Annotated in this window: 20 protein-coding genes; 12 read left to right on the top strand and 8 right to left on the bottom strand. The window is 47.2% G+C overall.

What is annotated here, in order from left to right; genetic code table 11:
- The 4 genes from DW033_RS21965 to DW033_RS21950 all read left to right on the top strand — a co-directional run bounded on the left by DW033_RS21965 (position 1) and on the right by DW033_RS21950 (position 5,912).
- The gene (locus DW033_RS21965) at positions 1-471 is read left to right on the top strand and encodes a radical SAM-associated putative lipoprotein (RefSeq protein WP_008773789.1); all 471 of its coding nucleotides are present in this window, start codon (positions 1-3) and stop codon (positions 469-471) included.
- Positions 472-474: 3 nt separating this feature from the next.
- Positions 475-1,551 (top strand): TIGR04133 family radical SAM/SPASM protein, encoded by a 1,077-nt coding sequence (locus DW033_RS21960; protein ID WP_008779916.1) that lies wholly within the window; start codon positions 475-477, stop codon positions 1,549-1,551.
- A gap of 57 nt (positions 1,552-1,608) precedes the next feature.
- A complete protein-coding gene (locus tag DW033_RS21955; RefSeq protein WP_008779915.1) occupies positions 1,609-3,384 on the top strand; it encodes a DUF4091 domain-containing protein in 1,776 nt (591 codons plus the stop codon).
- 176 nt (positions 3,385-3,560) lie between these two features.
- The gene (locus tag DW033_RS21950) at positions 3,561-5,912 is read left to right on the top strand and encodes a glycoside hydrolase family 3 N-terminal domain-containing protein (protein WP_122383147.1); all 2,352 of its coding nucleotides are present in this window, start codon (positions 3,561-3,563) and stop codon (positions 5,910-5,912) included.
- 59 nt (positions 5,913-5,971) lie between these two features.
- On the opposite strand, the gene DW033_RS21945 is transcribed toward DW033_RS21950, so the two are convergent.
- Together DW033_RS21945 and DW033_RS25105 are read right to left on the bottom strand one after the other, a co-directional pair.
- Positions 5,972-6,565 carry a hypothetical protein gene (locus DW033_RS21945; protein WP_048928516.1) on the bottom strand — a complete coding sequence of 198 codons (594 nt, stop codon included), beginning with the start codon at positions 6,563-6,565 and terminating at the stop codon, positions 5,972-5,974.
- 13 nt (positions 6,566-6,578) lie between these two features.
- Positions 6,579-7,529, bottom strand: a complete 951-nt coding sequence (locus DW033_RS25105; RefSeq protein ID WP_070104339.1) for a hypothetical protein — start codon at positions 7,527-7,529, stop codon at positions 6,579-6,581.
- 121 nt (positions 7,530-7,650) lie between these two features.
- On the opposite strand from DW033_RS25105, the gene DW033_RS21935 reads away from it, so the two are divergent.
- The 8 genes from DW033_RS21935 (at position 7,651) to DW033_RS21900 (ending at position 12,255) form a co-directional block, all read left to right on the top strand.
- On the top strand, positions 7,651-7,947 hold the full coding sequence (locus tag DW033_RS21935) for a nucleotidyltransferase family protein (RefSeq protein ID WP_048928515.1): 297 nt from the start codon (positions 7,651-7,653) through the stop codon (positions 7,945-7,947).
- Positions 7,937-8,305, top strand: coding sequence for a DUF86 domain-containing protein (locus DW033_RS21930; RefSeq protein WP_048928514.1), 369 nt, complete (start codon positions 7,937-7,939; stop codon positions 8,303-8,305). The genes DW033_RS21935 and DW033_RS21930 overlap by 11 nt, the downstream gene beginning before the upstream one ends.
- A gap of 70 nt (positions 8,306-8,375) precedes the next feature.
- Positions 8,376-8,678 (top strand): nucleotidyltransferase family protein, encoded by a 303-nt coding sequence (locus DW033_RS21925; protein ID WP_022192261.1) that lies wholly within the window; start codon positions 8,376-8,378, stop codon positions 8,676-8,678.
- The gene (locus DW033_RS21920; RefSeq protein ID WP_048928513.1) at positions 8,671-9,009 is read left to right on the top strand and encodes a DUF86 domain-containing protein; all 339 of its coding nucleotides are present in this window, start codon (positions 8,671-8,673) and stop codon (positions 9,007-9,009) included. Before DW033_RS21925 ends, DW033_RS21920 begins: the two co-directional genes overlap by 8 nt.
- A 15-nt stretch (positions 9,010-9,024) precedes the next feature.
- Positions 9,025-10,488 (top strand): HNH endonuclease, encoded by a 1,464-nt coding sequence (locus tag DW033_RS21915; protein ID WP_048928512.1) that lies wholly within the window; start codon positions 9,025-9,027, stop codon positions 10,486-10,488.
- A 319-nt stretch (positions 10,489-10,807) separates the two neighbouring features.
- Positions 10,808-11,659: a DUF6261 family protein gene (locus DW033_RS21910; RefSeq protein ID WP_048928511.1), complete on the top strand. Its 852-nt coding sequence runs from the start codon at positions 10,808-10,810 to the stop codon at positions 11,657-11,659.
- 114 nt (positions 11,660-11,773) lie between these two features.
- Positions 11,774-11,980 (top strand): hypothetical protein, encoded by a 207-nt coding sequence (locus DW033_RS21905; RefSeq protein ID WP_005867049.1) that lies wholly within the window; start codon positions 11,774-11,776, stop codon positions 11,978-11,980.
- Complete coding sequence (locus DW033_RS21900) at positions 11,980-12,255, top strand: type II toxin-antitoxin system YafQ family toxin (protein ID WP_044545263.1); 276 nt, start codon at positions 11,980-11,982, stop codon at positions 12,253-12,255. The genes DW033_RS21905 and DW033_RS21900 overlap by 1 nt, the downstream gene beginning before the upstream one ends.
- 52 nt (positions 12,256-12,307) lie before the next feature.
- On the opposite strand, the gene der is transcribed toward DW033_RS21900, so the two are convergent.
- The 6 genes from der to DW033_RS21870 all read right to left on the bottom strand — a co-directional run bounded on the left by der (position 12,308) and on the right by DW033_RS21870 (position 17,661).
- The gene (gene der, locus DW033_RS21895; RefSeq protein ID WP_087346995.1) at positions 12,308-13,621 is read right to left on the bottom strand and encodes a ribosome biogenesis GTPase Der; all 1,314 of its coding nucleotides are present in this window, start codon (positions 13,619-13,621) and stop codon (positions 12,308-12,310) included.
- Between the two features lie 24 nt (positions 13,622-13,645).
- Positions 13,646-14,536 (bottom strand): GTPase Era, encoded by an 891-nt coding sequence (era, locus tag DW033_RS21890; protein WP_008773803.1) that lies wholly within the window; start codon positions 14,534-14,536, stop codon positions 13,646-13,648.
- Positions 14,520-15,524 carry a beta-ketoacyl-ACP synthase III gene (locus DW033_RS21885; RefSeq protein WP_008779906.1) on the bottom strand — a complete coding sequence of 335 codons (1,005 nt, stop codon included), beginning with the start codon at positions 15,522-15,524 and terminating at the stop codon, positions 14,520-14,522. The genes era and DW033_RS21885 overlap by 17 nt, the downstream gene beginning before the upstream one ends.
- Before the next feature lie 102 nt (positions 15,525-15,626).
- Positions 15,627-15,812 (bottom strand): 50S ribosomal protein L32, encoded by a 186-nt coding sequence (gene rpmF, locus DW033_RS21880; RefSeq protein WP_005634607.1) that lies wholly within the window; start codon positions 15,810-15,812, stop codon positions 15,627-15,629.
- A 12-nt stretch (positions 15,813-15,824) separates the two neighbouring features.
- A complete protein-coding gene (locus DW033_RS21875) occupies positions 15,825-16,415 on the bottom strand; it encodes a DUF177 domain-containing protein (RefSeq protein WP_005867041.1) in 591 nt (196 codons plus the stop codon).
- Positions 16,416-16,503: 88 nt separating this feature from the next.
- Positions 16,504-17,661, bottom strand: coding sequence for a HAMP domain-containing sensor histidine kinase (locus DW033_RS21870; protein WP_057326855.1), 1,158 nt, complete (start codon positions 17,659-17,661; stop codon positions 16,504-16,506).
- Positions 17,662-17,960: the final 299 nt, after the last annotated feature.

Here is a 17,960-nt window from a genome sequence, read left to right as displayed (position 1 = left end):
ATGGAAACAGTGTATCATTCCATATTAAAAGGTTTTAACTGGATTTTAGCGGGGCTTCTTTCTCTACTAGGCTTCAGCGTTACTTCCTGTGGCGCTACAGATGAGTATGGTAGCCCCTACGCAGAATACGAGTTGAAAGGAAAAGTTACAGATATGAACGGAGATCCCATCCAAGGAATAGAGATCAACTATGGGGGCATATATAATAACGTATTATCTCCCTCATATATAAGCGAAATATATAAATCACCCCAAACCCAAAAAGACGGAAGTTACGATATAAAATTCGAGGATTCCCCAATGGGCATCGTACGCATTATCGCTAAAGATATTGACGGGCCTGAAAACGGATCATTCGAGACGGATTCGATAGATGTCAAGATCGAAGGATTTGAGGGAGGTAAATCTTGGTTCCATGGGAAAGCGGAGGTTAACATCCCCGACATCAAACTTAAAGAGAAAAAAGAATAAAATATGGACAAACGCCCAAACATCAAAAAACGTATCGCCCTAGAGCTTTTTCGAAGTATCAAGAAGAACAGGGCTAAATTACATGAATTGCGTACACTCTTTTGGGAGTGTACGCTTCGTTGTAATGTATCCTGCCGTCATTGCGGGAGCGATTGCCATGTCTCGGCCTCTGTCCCGGATATGCCTGTCGAAGACTTCCTGAAAGTCATAGACGATATCACGCCTTACGTCGAGCCGAACAAAGTGCTCGTCATCTTTACCGGAGGCGAGGCGCTGGTTCGTAAGGATATCGAGAAATGCGGGTTGGAACTGTATCGCAGGGGATATCCTTGGGGGATCGTCTCCAATGGTTATCTGATGACCCGGGAACGGCTCGACTCGCTCTTGGCTTCCGGATTGCACTCGGCGACTATCAGCTTGGATGGTTTCGAGGAAGCGCATAACTGGCTTCGCCGTAATCCTAAAAGTTTCGAGAAGGCACTGAATGCCATCTGTATGTTGGCCGAGGAAAAGGAGATCATCTGGGATGTGGTGACTTGCGTAAACCAACGCAACTTCAAGGATTTGATGCTCTTCAAGGATTTCTTGATCGAGATGGGCGTAAAACGGTGGCGTATCTTTACGATCTTCCCAGTTGGACGTGCCGCGACTGAGACCGATTTGCAACTGACGAACGAGCAGTTCACATGGCTCATGAACTTCATCCGCTTCTGCCGGAAAGAGGGTAAGATACACGTTAGCTACGGCTGTGAGGGCTTCCTCGGGAATTATGAGGCAGAGATGAGAGACTCGATTTTCCAATGCAACGCCGGTATCAATACGGCCTCTGTCCTCGCTGATGGCGCTATCTCCGGTTGTCCCAGTATACGGGCCAACTTCCACCAAGGGAACATCTATAAAGACGATTTCATTGATATCTGGAATAATGAGTTTAAACCGTATCGTAACCGCCAGTGGGCTAAAAAAGGGGAATGCGCGGATTGTAAGATGTTCCGTTATTGCGAAGGCAACGGGATGCACTTATACGATGATGAGGGGAATCTGCTCGTATGCCACTATAAAAGGCTAGTTGACAGTTGACAACTGTCAACTAATTCCTATCTTTGCCCTAGTTAATATTCTAAAATAAGCAATCGTATGAAAAACACTTTCATCCTTTGTGCCTTTCTGGCACTAAGTTCTTTTACCGTAGCCCAGCAATCCGAGAAATACCCGCTAGGCGACTATACGGAATTGACCGACACGAAACCGCATGACAGCGACGAGATCTGGGACAAGTTATCGGCCCCAACCCAATTAAGCTGGGGCACGACCGATATACGATATCCGAAACTCAGTATTCCCGATGTCAAGAAAAGCAATCGCTGGCAGACGAAAGCATGGAAAGGGGAACGGGTAAACGCACAAGCCGTGTTATGGACCAAGGTGGGACTCGAGGATGCCTCTATCACCGTGAGCGACTTAAAGAGCGGTTCTTCCATCATCCCATCCTCCGCAATCACGACGAACTTTGTCCGATACGTCATGACCGATGAATTGAATAAAGACCGTAAAGGCGGTTGCGGCCACCGAGAGAATAAGGCGGAATGGGATTCCTCCGTCGTAGCAGATGTATTGGATATCGTAAAGATCCGTGATATCAAGGCACGCACCACCCAGCCGATCTGGATGAATATCTGGGTACCTCAATCCGCAAAAGCCGGTAAATATAAAGGGACATTGACTGTCACGGGAAAAAATGCCTCCCCCATGGAATTACAAATAGAAGTGGACGTATTGAACCGCACACTTCCCGCCCCGAAGGACTGGGCTTTCCATCTGGACTTATGGCAGAACCCGTATTCCGTGGCCCGTTACTACCAAGTTCCTCTTTGGAGTAAAGAGCATTTCGACGCTATGCGCCCGATCATGAAGATGTTGGCGAACGCCGGACAGCGCGCTATCACCACCAGTATCATGCATAAACCTTGGGCCGGACAGACCGAGGATCATTTCGACAGCATGATCACCCGGATCAAGAAGATAGACGGCACTTGGGCATATGATTACGCCGTCTTCGACAAATGGGTGGCATTCATGATGAACGAGATCGGTATCGATGATATGATCAGTTGCTACACCATGATCCCTTGGGCTTTATCTTTCGATTATTACGACGAGGCGACAAATCGTGTACAATTCCTCAACACGAAACCGGGTGACGCCGCTTACGCAGACTATTGGGGTACTTTCCTAAAAGATTTCTCCCGCCACCTTCGCGAGAAAGGTTGGTTCGAGAAAACCGCCATCTCTATGGACGAGCGTCCGATGGAGGCGATGCGTGAAGCGATCAAGGTTATCAAGCAAGCCGATCCGGAGTTCAAGATCACGCTGGCCGGAAATTATCATCCGGAAATTCAATCGGACTTATACTATTTAAGTATTCCCTATGGGCATAAATTCCCAGAAGACGTAAAGGCTGCCCGTGATAAAGCGGGACAGATCAGTACCGTTTATACCTGTTGCGCGGAAGCGTTCCCGAATACCTTCACCTTCTCCGACCCGGCGGAAGCGGCATGGACGGTCTTGCACGCCGTAGCTGGTGGTTACGACGGTTATCTACGTTGGGCAGTTAATAGCTGGACCGCCGATCCTCTGCGTGATTCGCGTTTCCGCACTTGGGCGGCAGGCGATACATACAGTATTTATCCCGGTCCACGCAGTAGCATTCGCTTCGAACGTTTGGTCGAGGGTATACAAGATTGCGAGAAGATCCGCATCCTCCGGGAAGAGCTGACAACGAAAGGAGCTAAAGGCAAACTCGAGAAGTTGAACAAGACGGTTGCCAAGATCACTCCGGAAGGTTTATCCGAGACACAAGAATCCGCTACGCAGATGGTTAATGAGATTCATAAACTTCTGAATACATTATAAATAGTACAGGACGCCGACTGCGCAGTCGGCGTCCCCTAAATATATCATCAAACCCCTACAATGTTTGATATTCATCAAAAAACGAAATCCTTACCTCCGATACCTTTCTTTTTCTTTGTCCGCCTCGATTCCTTCGCCTACTTTTGGGGCACTGAAAAACACAAAAACCATTCTATATGAACAAACTATTAATGGGCGCATGCCTTACGATGGCCATGCAAGTAGGGCACTCCCAAACCTTGCCGCAATTGGGTAAAGATCCTATCGAGAAAATCGTAGCCGCCATGACTGCCGAAGAGAAAGTATCCCTGTTAGTCGGAACCGGAATGCCCGGGTTCGGCGGCCAATCAGCCGTAGTCGGCAGCACGCAAAATATAGTGCCGGGAGCCGCCGGAACGACCTTCCCGATCGAACGTCTGGGAATCCCCGCTATCGTAGTGGCCGACGGTCCCGCCGGATTACGTATCTCCCCGACTCGCGAGGGGAACGAGGCGACCTATTATTGCACGGCATTCCCGGTCGCTACCTTGCTAGCCTCCACATGGAACACCGCATTGGTCAAAAACGTAGGCAACGCCATGGGCGACGAGGTGAAAGAATACGGTTGCGACGTACTCTTGGCCCCCGCGCTGAATATCCACCGAAGCCCTCTCTGCGGACGTAACTTCGAGTATTATTCCGAAGATCCCTACTTGACGGGCCGGATAGCGACAGCGATGGTAAACGGTATCCAAAGCAATGGCGTGGGAACCTCCATCAAGCATTTCGCCGTCAATAATCAAGAGACCAACCGGACGGGAACGGATGCCCGCCTCACCCCCCGTGCCTTGCGGGAGATTTACCTAAGAGGTTTCGAGATGGTCGTAAAAGAGGCAAGCCCGTGGACGGTCATGTCTTCCTACAATAAGATAAATGGTGAGTATGCCTCCGAAAGCCGTGATTTGCTAACGACCATCCTCCGTGACGAATGGGGTTTTAGCGGCCTTGTCATGACCGACTGGTTTGGCGGCAAGAACGCCCCCGCCCAGATCCACGCCGGAAACGATCTGCTGATGCCCGGACGGCCGGACCAGAAAGAGGCCCTCCTAAAAGCGCTTGAGGACGGTTCTCTCTCTATCGACGACGTGGATACGGACGTAACCCGTGTATTACGACTGATCCTTCAAGCCCCCCGCTTTGCCCAATACGCCTATTCCGACAAACCGGACCTAAAAGCTCACGCCGAGGTAACCCGTGCGTCCGCTTCCGAAGGTATGGTTTTATTAAAGAATACGAATAATGCCTTGCCGCTGGCCCCGGGTATCAAGAAGATAGCGGCTTACGGTACCACCTCGTACGATTTTATCGCCGGAGGCACCGGCAGCGGCGACGTGAACGAGGCTTATACCGTATCCCTCGTGGAAGGTCTGGAGAACGCCGGTTATACCATGGACGCCGAAGTGAAAGCCTTATACGAGAAATACAGTACCGAGGAAAAGGCGAAACAGCCGAAAGACACGAGTCCCGCCGCCGCTTTCTTCAACCACCCTCGTATCCCGGAGTTCGTTCCGGATGCCGCAGGGCTGGCCGCTAAGGCGAAAGAGGCGGATATCGCCTTCGTTACGATAGGCCGTAGCTCGGGAGAGTTCCAAGACCGGAAGATCGAGGGAGATTTCAACCTGACGGAGAATGAGCGAGCGTTGATCCAATCGGTTTCCGACGCTTTCCATAAGGAAGGGAAGAAGGTGGTCGTAATCTTGAATATCGGGGGCGTGATCGAGACCGCCAGCTGGAAATCGGAACCGGATGCCATCCTATTGGCTTGGCAAGCCGGGCAGGAAGGGGGTAACACGGTAGCCGATATCCTGTCCGGAAAGGTGAATCCTTCCGGTAAGCTCCCGATGACTTTCCCCGTGAGCATCGCCGACGTAGCCTCCACGAAGAATTTCCCGGACGCTTCGGGTATCGACCTGAAAGAAATGTTAGCCGGCTTCATGGGAGGAGGCCCGGAGCATACGGATCGTAAGAATATTGACTATACCAACTACGAGGAGGGTATCTACGTGGGCTACCGTTACTTCGATACGTTCGGCGTGCCCGTCTCCTATCCGTTTGGCTACGGACAGTCGTATACTACTTTCAATTATTCGAGCTTGAAAGTGTTCATGGGCGATACGGACTACAGCATCAGTTGCACGATCACGAACAATGGCCCGGTAGCCGGGAAGGAAGTGGTCCAGCTATATATCTCCGCCCCCGGCAAGAGCATGGATAAACCGGCGAAAGAGTTGAGAGGTTTCGTCAAGACCCAACTCCTCCAGCCGGGGGAGAGCCGTGAGATCATCTTCAAGGTGAAAGATACGGATCTGGCCTCCTTCGACGAGAGCGCCAGTCATTGGGTCGTAGAGTCCGGTAAATATGAGGCGCAGATTGGCTCCTCCGCCGACGACATCCGCCTAAGGGATTCCTTCAACGTGAAGGGGCGGGTAACGGAGAAGGTTCATGCGGTACTGTTGCCCGGCGAGAGGATCGATCTTCTGAAAAGATAAGCCCGGAGGTATCTACCTAGTTATCGGGAGGGCGGGGTATCAACCTCGCCCTCTACTTATTAATCACCCGGCTGTTCCGGCTCTAAGAAAGTAAGGTAGGTCTCCACACGCCCCTCCAGCTTCGCCTCCATGGTCCCTTGCTCCGACACGAAAAGATATTTGTCCTTTTTCTCCTCCTCGGTCCATGTATCGGGAGTGTAGGGAGCGATCTTCCGGTCGCCAGCAGTCCTCATGAAATAGATAGCGGGCAGAAGGCCGTTCAGTTGGATCTGGTTCGGATCGATATAGCGTTCCTCGTATTGTCGCGAGAAATGCGAACTCACCCTTTCCAGCCGGAAGCGGTCGAGATTATTCATAAACAGGTAATCCGTGCCTTCATCTCCCGGCAGGGAGGTGTAGATCATAGATGAGACTTTCACGGCACCGGCCGGTGTCGTGTACAAATAATAGAAATATACAGTCCATGTATTCTTGGAGCGGGTTTGAAGGGTATGTGTCTCCTGCAAGGAATGCAAGGCCCAAAATCCCGGGGGCGTGCATCTCACCCTTTGTACGAATTTATCCTTCGCGATTTCCACTCTTCCCCGGATTTCCAGAAAGTCCTTATAGGCCACTGCCTCTATTTCCTCGTTTGTCATTGATGGCGTAAACATTGTATCTTAAATTTTAAAGTGAATATAAATCATTTCCCTCCGAAGGAGCCCGCAACTGGTCGGCGATCTTCTCGATGCCAAAGTCAAGGAGGCTCTTCGCCTCATACTTCTTCACGGTCTCTTTCCACGCCTCATCGAAAAAGGAGGTCTGCTCCAAGATAACCTTCAAGCCATTGTCCAACATCCGGCTCAACTCCTCCCGCTGTTCCGGCGTGCGCCCGGCCCGCAGGACGAGCCGGTTCATGACTCTCCTCGTATGCTCGATATCCGCGCACAGTTTCTTGCTGATCGCCTGCAAGCCAAGGATATCGGAATCCTTTGCCTTCCCCATCAGATGCAGGTATTCCTCCTCCTCGCATACTTGCGCCTTGTAACGGCTCAGGTTCTCTTGGTCGAGAAAAGTAATATAAGTGAGCGTTTTCCCGCGTAGCTTGATCAGCGACAGGCCTTGCCTCGAGACAAGGAAGCACTTCTCCGCCAACTCCTCGTCGGTCCAGTTCTTGGGCAGGTAGTAAGCCTGCCTCCTGTCCTCGTTGTTCTGCATGAAATAGATGGCGGGATGCACGCCTTTCAAGTCGATCCCTGCGGGATCGAGATAACGCTCCTTATAGCGTTGGAGGAAGTGGGAACTCACCCTTTCCACTTTGAAGCACTTAGGGTCGTTCATAAAAAGGTAATCCACCCCGTTCTCCCGTCGCAAGGGGATGTAGAGGTAGCAGACGATGTTAATCTGACCGTCCGGCGTATAGCCCGTATAGCGAAAATTGACATTCCACGTATTCTTCGCCCGCGTGCAAAGGGTATGGCTCTCGCTCAAGGAATGGATGGCCCTTTTATGCTTCCCGCTGATCCGCATGCTTTGGCCGAAGCGCTCGAAAGCGATCTGCACCCTCGTCCGTATCTCCAAGTAATCCTTATAAGCGGCTTGTTGTATTTCCTCTTCGGTCATCGATGGCGTAAACATGGTATGCTATTTTAAAGGTGGATAATCGGAGGGTAAAGGTACGATTATTATTGAGGTTTCCGAAAGCTTTGGCGATATAAGGAATAATAATTACTTTTGTTCGGGTAATAATGAAGCATATATGAAAACAACGGCTGAATACATAAGTATTTTACGGGACTACGTGGCCAAGAACGCCGGTAAATATCATATCACCCGTATGGGGATATTCGGCTCGGTCGCCCGTGGGGAACAGACCGAGGGAAGCGATGTAGATATCTACCTCGAGACCTCGAAGCCAAGCCTGTTCGCCTTGGTACATATAAAGGAGGACTTGCAGAAACTATTCGGCTGCGATGTCGATATCGTCCGCTTACGCGAGCACATGGACGCTTTCCTGAGAAGCAGGATAGAGAAGGAGGGGATTTATGTGGGATGAGGAATTGCTCCGCTCGTCGCTACAAAAGATAGGGACAGCCATTAACCGAATATTGGAAAGATCCGATACCATACAGTCTCCCGATGATTTCCTGACAACTCCCAGCGGAGTGGAGAGAATGGAGAGTATCTGTATGCTGTTGATCGCCATTGGCGAGAGCGTAAAACGGATCGATAAAATCACGGATAAACAATTGTTATCCCAATATCCCGAAATCGATTGGAAAGGTGTAATGGGTATGAGGGATATCATCGCCCATCACTATTTCGATATTGACGCGGATATTATTTTTGATGTAATGAAAAATAATTTGCCAACCGTAAGACTCGCGGTGAACAGGATGATAGAGAATTTATAAAAGAACTTTTTCTCATGCGATTCTATTTTTAATTAAGTATATTTGCGAAAAGTATATAAACGAGACACTTATGGATTTCTTCAGCAAATATCGCCCCAGCATCATCGCCTTATGCGAGAAGCATAAGGTAAAGCGGCTATTCGCCTTCGGCTCCGTGCTGACCAGCCGCTTCACGGAGAAGAGCGACATTGACCTTGTGGTGGATTTCGACAAGGAGGTGGAGCAGGTGGATTATGTAAACAATTTCTTCGACCTACGGGATGCCTTGTCCGCCATCTTCCACCGGGAGATCGACTTGCTGGAAGACAAGGCGATCCGGAACCCGGTGTTGAGGAGGAATATCGACAGGACAAAATCGTTGATTTATGGATGAATATATAGAGAAACATCTTTACGATGTACTGCTTTCCATCGAAGAAACTGAGAGTTACTTTGAGGGCAGCCCGAGTGTTTACCAAGATTTCGAGAAAGATATCCTCCGCCAAAGAGCTGTGGAGCGTAACGTCGAGATCATGGGCGAGGCCATAAACAGGATACTAAAAATCGATCCCGATTTCCAATTGCCCCACGCAAGGGCAATCGTCAATACCCGGAACAGAGTTATTCATGGCTACGATAGCGTGACACCAGATTTCCTTTGGACGCTTATCATGAATCATATCCCGGCGCTGAAGAGGGATGTGATGGAGCTATTGGAAAAATAAAAATGCAATAATACTATGATGAGCTATAAAGAGCAACTAGAAACCAGTGAATGGAAAGAAAAAAGGAATGCCATACTACAACGAGACAAATATCATTGTCAACATTGCAATAAGTCTGGGATATGTGGCGATGACATATTTATTCCTCTACGCACTCTAGACGATATTCGTAATTATATCACAGACAAAGAACTACAAAAATTAGTCTATGATAGTTTCTTTCATTTAAATTGTGTCTCTGGAACATATGATAGCTACGGAAGACCAATCATAGATGAAAAAAAATTAGAAACTGAAAAGACTTTTTTTTACCCAAACACAGTTGATAATAAGACACAAATCAAAGGAACAGATTTTAATGTCATATTAATTAATAGCAACAACTGGCTACAAAAACATCCTTCTTGGACTAATCCATTACTCTACAATATGGGAGGAACAATACTCAATCAAGCAGAGGATTACATTTTATGGAAAAACGAAGAAAAATCATCTTTTCCAATTAGTGGTAGAAAAATATTAATTAATCCATATAGCTATATTTGCTCTTATGAAGTTAAGCATAAGGATAAACAACCTTCCGGTTTCCTTAAAATGACAACAACAGCAATTCATATACTATTTAATAATATCTGTATAGATGATGATTACATAGAAGATAGTACCTATTTTTACACGAATCTTTGTAAACAAGAATATGATATGCCAATTCTCCATGTCCATCATAAATCATATAAAGAAAATCATCTTGCATGGGAATATGAAAATTCAAATCTTATCACTTTATGTGAGGACTGCCATCAAAAAGAGCACTATCAAAATCACATTAGTAAAACTCACACAAACAGCATAAACGCTAATAATAGATCCTCCATTTATCAAAAATATCTAACCTTTTTCCTTAATAATATTGATTTCGCACAAATATACCTTTCCATACATTATCCATTTAGTTACCAATTTTTAATAAACAATTGGCATTACCTTAAATTAGGAGATGCCCATTACTCCGTTTTTATGTCTGATATCGACACTCTTTATAGACCTAAATTAGGTCTAGTATTCAATAAAAATATTCGTTGGAACAGCAAACTAAGAGCCAAATTTGATTATGGATTATGGAATCCCTTTTTAGGAGTATATGAAGGTACAGATCATGGACAGACGGAGCATGACGAAATTGATTTTGAAGATATAATGATCCCATTAGATCTAAAAAGAGAATTTGAAACACTTGATCATTGTATCTTTTTTGAAATGGCCTACCTTTGGCAAGAGCTTGATGATATGCCGGTCTTATACTCAGAACAGAATCTATTTGAAGAAATACCATTCCTCAATTTCGAAGAATTCAAAGATAAATTCAAAGATTCATCTCTAAAAGTACTAGTAAACGGAAGTATTTGGGAAAACACTTTAAAGCATATAATTGATGAAAAGTTTTGTATCGCAATCTTTGAGAAACTAAAAACAATATAGCAATAAAAGATCTTTAACTGGTTTTCTTCCGGATTTCTAAAAACGGGCATCAAACAGTGAAACATCACTTTTAGAAATCTAAAAGACATTTCGCGAGGGTGAAAACAGGTTTCCAGATTTCTAAAAATGATCTCGCGGCATTTAAAAGCCGTTTTTAGATTTCTAAAAGTGATTTTTCAACGTTGAAAAGCCGTTTTTAGATTCCTTGAAAGCATTTTTCAGCATTTGAGCGGCAAACCATAAAAATTAGGGCCTAAAACCTAGCCTCGTAAAGATTATTTGCCTACATTGCCTTTCATTAATCTAAAAAATCAATATCATGGGCAATTACACTAAAGTTAAAAACATCATGCTCTACGTCCTTAACAACGCCGAGTACCTCTCCTTCATGAACCACGTCCTCGACCTAGCCAACGGAAACAGCGGTGGCGGCGATTCCGAGTCCCCCGACGAGATCTCCCTGCTGACCGGCAGCGACGGCATCCCCGAGCTGGGCCTCACCAAAGAATTCCTCGATACCTACGAGGCAGACCTCCTCGCCATGGCCGACGTGGTGGACGAGAGCCGCACCTCGCAGGAGACCGAGCAAATGGCCTTGCACGATACCAACCGCGACAACCTCGCCATCTATATCATCACCCGCATCTCACGGGCCGGTACCCTCCCGCTGGAGGCCGAGCGTGACGCGGGCAAGTACCTATACAAGGTCATCAAGCCCTATAACGGCATCGCCCGCCTTCCCATGGCGCAGGAGACCGCCAAGATAAAGGGCCTCTTGCTGGATTTGCGCAAGGACGAGAACAAGCCGTACGTCACCACGCTCGGCCTCGACGCTTACCTCGCCGAACTGGAGAAAGAGAATAACGCCTACGACCGCCTGTCGCAGCAACGCGTCCAAAACCGGACCACCTCCAAAAAGGAAAGCGGCGCCAACCTGCGCAAGCGGATCGACGTGTATTATGACGATCTCACCCTGCTGGCCCAGTCCTATGGCGTAGCGAAGCCGTCCGAGAAAGCGACCGCCTTCATCGCCGCCCTCAACCAGCTGATCGCCGAGACCACCGCCGCCTACAACCAGCGCATGGCCTCCGCCAAGAAACCGGCGCCCGCTCCCGAGCCTACACCCGAGCCTACGCCCGGCGGAGACTCCGAGAGCCCGGACGAGATCTAACCGTCACGTCCCTCCCTCCCGACGCGGAAGTGGGAAATAAAAAGAGAAGGAAAACAATTCCCCTTCTCTTTTTATTCCGTATATTTGCGAAGGAAATTCCTAAAACAGAGCGATATGGAGACAACGACATCATTAAAGACATTCGAGGTAACCATCCCCGAGAAATACGCCGACATCTTGAAGAAATTCATCACCTCGCTGGAAGGCAAGGTAAAGGCACAGAAGAAATCCGGATTGGACGAGGCCTTGGAGGACGTGAAGGCAGGAAGGATTTATCATGCGGAAAGCACAAAGGATTTGATGAAACAAATCCTAGGCTGATGAAATATTCCATCAACTATACCAAAAAGTTCAAGAAGAACTTGAGGCTATGCCAAAAAAGAGGATATGATATGAACTTATTCGAGCAAGTATCCAACTTGCTTGAAACAACCGGTTCCCTTCCCTCCCAATACCACCCGCATAAGCTATCCGGGAAATACGCGGGATTGTGGGAATGTCATATCCAAGGAGACTGGCTGCTGATATGGAGCCAAGACGACACGGAGCTAATCTTGCTTTTCACCGATACCGGAACGCATTCCGACCTATTCTAAATAGAAAAAGCCGCCTCCCCATTACAGGAAGCGGCTTTTTTGTATCTAGTATTTACTTTTCCCGGATAAATATATTAATCGGCGTACCGGTAAAATCCCAGTTCTCGCGGATCTTGTTCTCAAGGAAACGTTTGTACGGGTCCTTGATCCATTGCGGCAAGTTACAGAAGAACACGAAAGAAGGCACGCTGCCCGCCGGAAGCTGGGTGATATATTTGATCTTGATATATTTACCCTTCCAGGCTGGGGGAGGATAATTCTCGATGATCGGGAGCATCACCTCGTTCAGCTTGGCCGTAGGGACACGCTTGGAGCGATTCTCGTAAACCTCCTTGGCGGTCTCCAGCACCTTCAGGATACGTTGTTTCGTCATGGCCGAGATAAACAAGATCGGGAAGTCGGTAAACGGAGCCAGACGCTCGCGGATAGCGGTCGTGTACGAGTCGATCACCTTCTGGCTCTTATCCTCGATCAAGTCCCACTTATTCACGCAAACCACCAATCCCTTCTTATTCTTCTGCACCAGCGAGAAGATATTCATATCCTGGCTTTCGATGCCCCTCGTAGCGTCCAACATCAGCACGCAGACATCCGAGTTCTCGATCGCGCGGATCGAACGGATCACCGAGTAATACTCCAAGTCCTCATTCACCTTCCCCTTCTTACGGATACCCGCCGTATCCACCAAATAGAAGTTCAAGCCGAATTTATTATATTTCGTGTAGATGGAATCACGGGTCGTGCCCGCGATATCGGTAACGATATGCCGATCCTCGCCAATAAAAGCATTGATAAGAGAAGACTTTCCCGCGTTCGGGCGTCCTATAATCGCGATACGGGGCAACTCCTCCTCCAGTATCTCCACCTTCTCCTCGGGCAACGTCGCCACGATCTTATCCAGCAAATCCCCGGTATAAGAACCATTGATGGCCGAGATGCAGAAAGGATCTCCCAAGCCAAACGAGTAAAACTCCGCCGAGGCCGGATGCAATTCGTAATTATCCGCCTTGTTCGCCACCACGATCACCGGCCGCTTGCAACGGCGCAAGATCTGCGCCACCTCCATGTCCAGATCCGTGATGCCATTCAATACATCGACGACGAACAAGATCACGTCCGCCTCCTCGATAGCCACTTTTACCTGCTTGTTGATCTCCTCCTCGAAAACATCCTCCGAGTTAACCACCCATCCGCCTGTGTCAATCAGCGAAAACTCCTTGCCGGTCCACTCCACCTTGCCGTACTGACGGTCGCGGGTAGTACCAGCCTCCTCGTTCACGATCGCCTGACGGGTACCCGTCAACCGGTTGAAAAGGGTGGACTTACCTACATTGGGTCTCCCCACTATCGCTACTATATTTCCCATAAATTCTCCTTTCGTATGCTATTATTAGTCCAGCTGATAACCGAAGTTCTTCAATATGTTGTCACGGTTACGCCAGTCTTTTTCCACTTTGACAAACATTTCCAAAAACACCTTTTTTCCGAAGAAACGTTCGATATCCTTCCGGGCCATAGCACCTACTTTCTTCAATGCTTGCCCTTGATGCCCGATGATAATCCCCTTCTGGGTATCACGCTCCACGATGATCAGCGCCTTGATATGGATCAGCTCATCATCTTCCTTGAACAACTCGACGACCACTTCTACCGCATAAGGTATTTCCTTCTGATAATATAACAAGATTTTCTCACGAATGATCTCTGTCACGAAGAAACGGGCCGGTTTATCGGTCAAGGCGTCTTTCTCGAAATAAGGCGGGGAATCAGGCATCAACTCCTCCACCCGACGCTTCACGTAATCTATATTGAAATTCGAAAGCGCGGAGATCGGGATGATCTCGGCCTTCGGAAGCAATTCCTTCCACTGGGCCACGAGCTTCTCCAGCTCCGGCTGATTGGTCTGGTCGATCTTATTGATCAACAAGAGAACCGGACACTCTATGCTCTGTACCCGTGCTAGGAACTCGTTATTTTTATCAATCGTCTCGACGACATCCGTCACGTACAACAGCACGTCGGCGTCGCCTAAGGCGGATTGAGAGAAATTAAGCATGGATTCCTGCAACTTATAATTCGGCCGCAAGACTCCCGGCGTGTCAGAATACACGATTTGCATATCGTCGGTATTCACGATACCCATAATACGATGCCTTGTCGTTTGCGCCTTCGAGGTGATAATAGAGATCCGCTCCCCGACCAAACGATTCATCAACGTAGACTTACCTACGTTTGGGTTTCCAACGATATTGACAAAACCCGATTTATGCTTTTTTTCCATCATACCCCCATTTCAGATAAACCGCTCCCCACGTAAAGCCCGCTCCAAAAGCGGCAAGGATCAGGTTATCTCCTTTTTTCAATTGATTCTCCCATTCCCATAGACAAATAGGAATCGTACCGGCGCTTGTGTTGCCATATTTCTGGATATTGATCATCACCTTATCCATATCTACGCCCAAGCGTTTCGCCGTAGCGTCGATAATCCGCAGGTTCGCTTGATGAGGAACGATCCACGCGATATCATCATGCGTCAAGCCATTCTTCTCCGCGATCTCAGCGGCCACGTCCGCCATATAAGAAACCGCGTACTTGAACACCACACGTCCATCTTGATAAACGAAATGCTCACGGTTGTCCACCGTCTCGTGAGAAGGAGGATAAGCCGAGCCGCCCGATTTCATGATCAGATGCGGATAGCCTACGCCGTCTGTCCGTAAAATAGTATCCAAGACACCGAACTCCTCGGTAGTTGGCTCCAACAAGACCGCTCCGCAAGCATCCCCGAACAAAGGACAAGTAGAACGATCTTGATAATCTGTAATAGATGTCATCTTATCACCCGATACGACAACCACCTTCTTATAACGCCCCGAGCGAATATAATTAGCGCCCGTCTCCAAAGCATACAAGAAGCCTGCGCACGCACCTTGCATATCAAAAGTCATCGCATTCTTACAACCTGTATGATAAGCGATGATAGAAGAAGTTGTCGGGAAATGATGATCCGGGGTAGTCGTAGCGGTCAAGACAACCTCTACTTCTTCCGGATTCAGGTTCGTTTTCTCGAGCAATTGCTTCACGGCCCGTATACCCATGTAAGAGAGTCCTACGCCCTCCCCTTTCAATATCCTGCGCTCCTTAATACCCACACGAGTCATGATCCACTCATCCGTCGTATCGACCATCTTGGAAATATCCTCATTCGTCAATACATCTTCAGGAACGTATCCACCCACTCCTGTGATAACCGCATTTATCTTATCCATAACTTTAAAAATAAAAGGACTACTTATCCCAATTAAAAAAAAGCCCTAAAAAAACTTTTAGGGCTATTTCTTTTGTTCATCAAACCATATAAGTTGACAAACTTACACGGCAGCTTCTTTTTCAATCGCTAATTTACCTCTGTAATAACCGCACTCACCACATACAGTGTGATAGATGTGCCATGCGCCACAGTTCGGGCAAATTGCCATTGTTGGAGCTACAGCCTTGTCATGAGTTCTTCTCTTGGCTGTTCTTGTCTTACCTTGTCTTCTTTTAGGATGTGCCATTGTTTTATTTATTTAATTGTTATCATTCTCTAGCAAACCTTTCAGAGCATCCCAACGAGGATCGGCAGGACTAGCGTTTCCGTCATCTTCCAACGCCAAATCATCACCTCCCATGTCATCCTCAAAATCGTCTTCGGTCTCATCCGAACTTCTGGCGGTATGTTTCTTCAATTTAGACGACATTGCCTTATTACATTTACCCGGCGCATGTACATGCTTCATGGGAACCGCCAAAGCGATAAACTCATACAGGAACCACGCCAAATTAATAGCGCCCTCCTCTTCCGGTATCACGACAACCTCATCACTCTCCTCGGCATATTCCTTGCCGAATTTTACCACCAGACGATTGTGGGTATCAATAGGAATTTCCATATCGTCCAAGCATCTATCGCATGGAACAACAACAACCCCTTCTATCTGAAAGTTCATCTCAAACATCATTGACGACCGTTTTACGGTAAGATGAACCTTCACTTTGCCCTTCTGGACCTCGGTTCCGTCAATGTCCACAAAAAACTTGTTCTCCAAAAGATACTCGAATTCGTGTACTCCCGGAGAGAGATTTTTCAAATCTACATTATATAATTTAAATTTCCCCAAAGCCTTTTAGTGTAAAAACCTTGCAAAGGTACGAAAAAACTAAATACAAAAACAATACCTTTATGCTTATTTTTTCCTATAATACGATTTAACCCTTATATTTCTTCAATTTTATACGAAAAGTCGTCCCTTTCCCCAACTCCGAACTCTTCACGAAAATCTTTCCTCCTTGGAAGGACTCGATAATACGCTTAACCAAGGACAAGCCTAGTCCCCAGCCACGTTTCTTGGTCGTATACCCCGGATTGAAAACCGTCTTGAATTTTGATTTTGGGATACCTTTTCCGGTATCAGACAAATCGATCAGCACGAACTTCTCTCTTTCCTCTACTTTTAGCGAAATCTCACCCTGCCCCTCCATGGCGTCCACCGCATTTTTCGTCAGGTTCTCGATTACCCAAGCGAACAGGGAATCATTCATTAAGACCAATATCGGCCGCTCCGGCAAATACGTATTAATTTTCACCTTCGAGGAAATACGGGTCTCCATATATCCCAAAGCCGCACGGATGGATTCCACGATATTTGTCGGAACCGGATCCGGATCTGAACCGATTTTAGAGAAACGCTCCGCTATCGTTTGTAAGCGTTTCACATCCTTATCCATCTCTGTCAATAGAGAAGGATCTATATCTTTCGTTCGCAAATATTCAACCCAAGCGATTAGCGAGGATATAGGCGTTCCTAATTGGTGAGCCGTCTCTTTCGATAACCCCACCCACACTTTATTCTGTTCTGCCTTCTTTGTACTAGCCAAGGCTAAAAAAGCGATTAATATAAAAACAAATACAACTGATAATTGCGCATAGGGATAAACAAGCAGTCGCTTTAAGATAATCGAATCATCGTAATATAAATATTGGTAAGTACCATCCTCCATGTCAATTACGATCGGAGGATTTTTGGTTCTCAGTTCCTTAACCTTATTCGTCATGAACTGCGCTACATTCTTTTCCGGAATCTCTATATTATTGTAAGAAACCACGCTATCCGTCTCGCTGCATAATATAACAGGAATAGAAGTATTCCCTTGGATGATTTTTAGGATAAGATTCATATTAAGGCTTGGATTCTCACTGGTCATGACCCGGGTTGCCTCACTCCAAACCTCGATCTTCTGACGCTCTTCTCGGGCCAGATCTTTAATCAAGAGATCCGAGACTACCACAGAAGCCATAGCGATCAATACAGCGGCAAAAATAAAGCCTAATTTCCATCTTTGACGAGAATCATATATGCTGCTCATAAATCAGAATCATTCGGTGAATTCTTAATATAACGGCAAGATACGAACTTTATTGTTCCCGATTCAGCAAACAATGAAATCTCACCCAATTGTAGAGACGTAGCGTGCAGCGTCTCATCCCTTCAAATGGTAACTTAGAATATCGTCAGACGATACGAGATGCGGCACGCTAGGTCTCTACGACGGCTGGTGTATATAACAGAAAAAGGAGTCACCCCTTACGGACTGACTCCTCTCCATCGGCTGTCGCCTTGCTTCAAGACGGCGGCTACCTACTCTTCCACTGTTACGCAGTACCA

Source organism: Parabacteroides sp. AF39-10AC (assembly GCF_003635405.1).
Classification (GTDB): domain Bacteria; phylum Bacteroidota; class Bacteroidia; order Bacteroidales; family Tannerellaceae; genus Parabacteroides; species Parabacteroides distasonis.
Note: the sequence above shows the minus strand (reverse complement) of the source record. Positions and strands in the feature narration are given on the sequence as shown.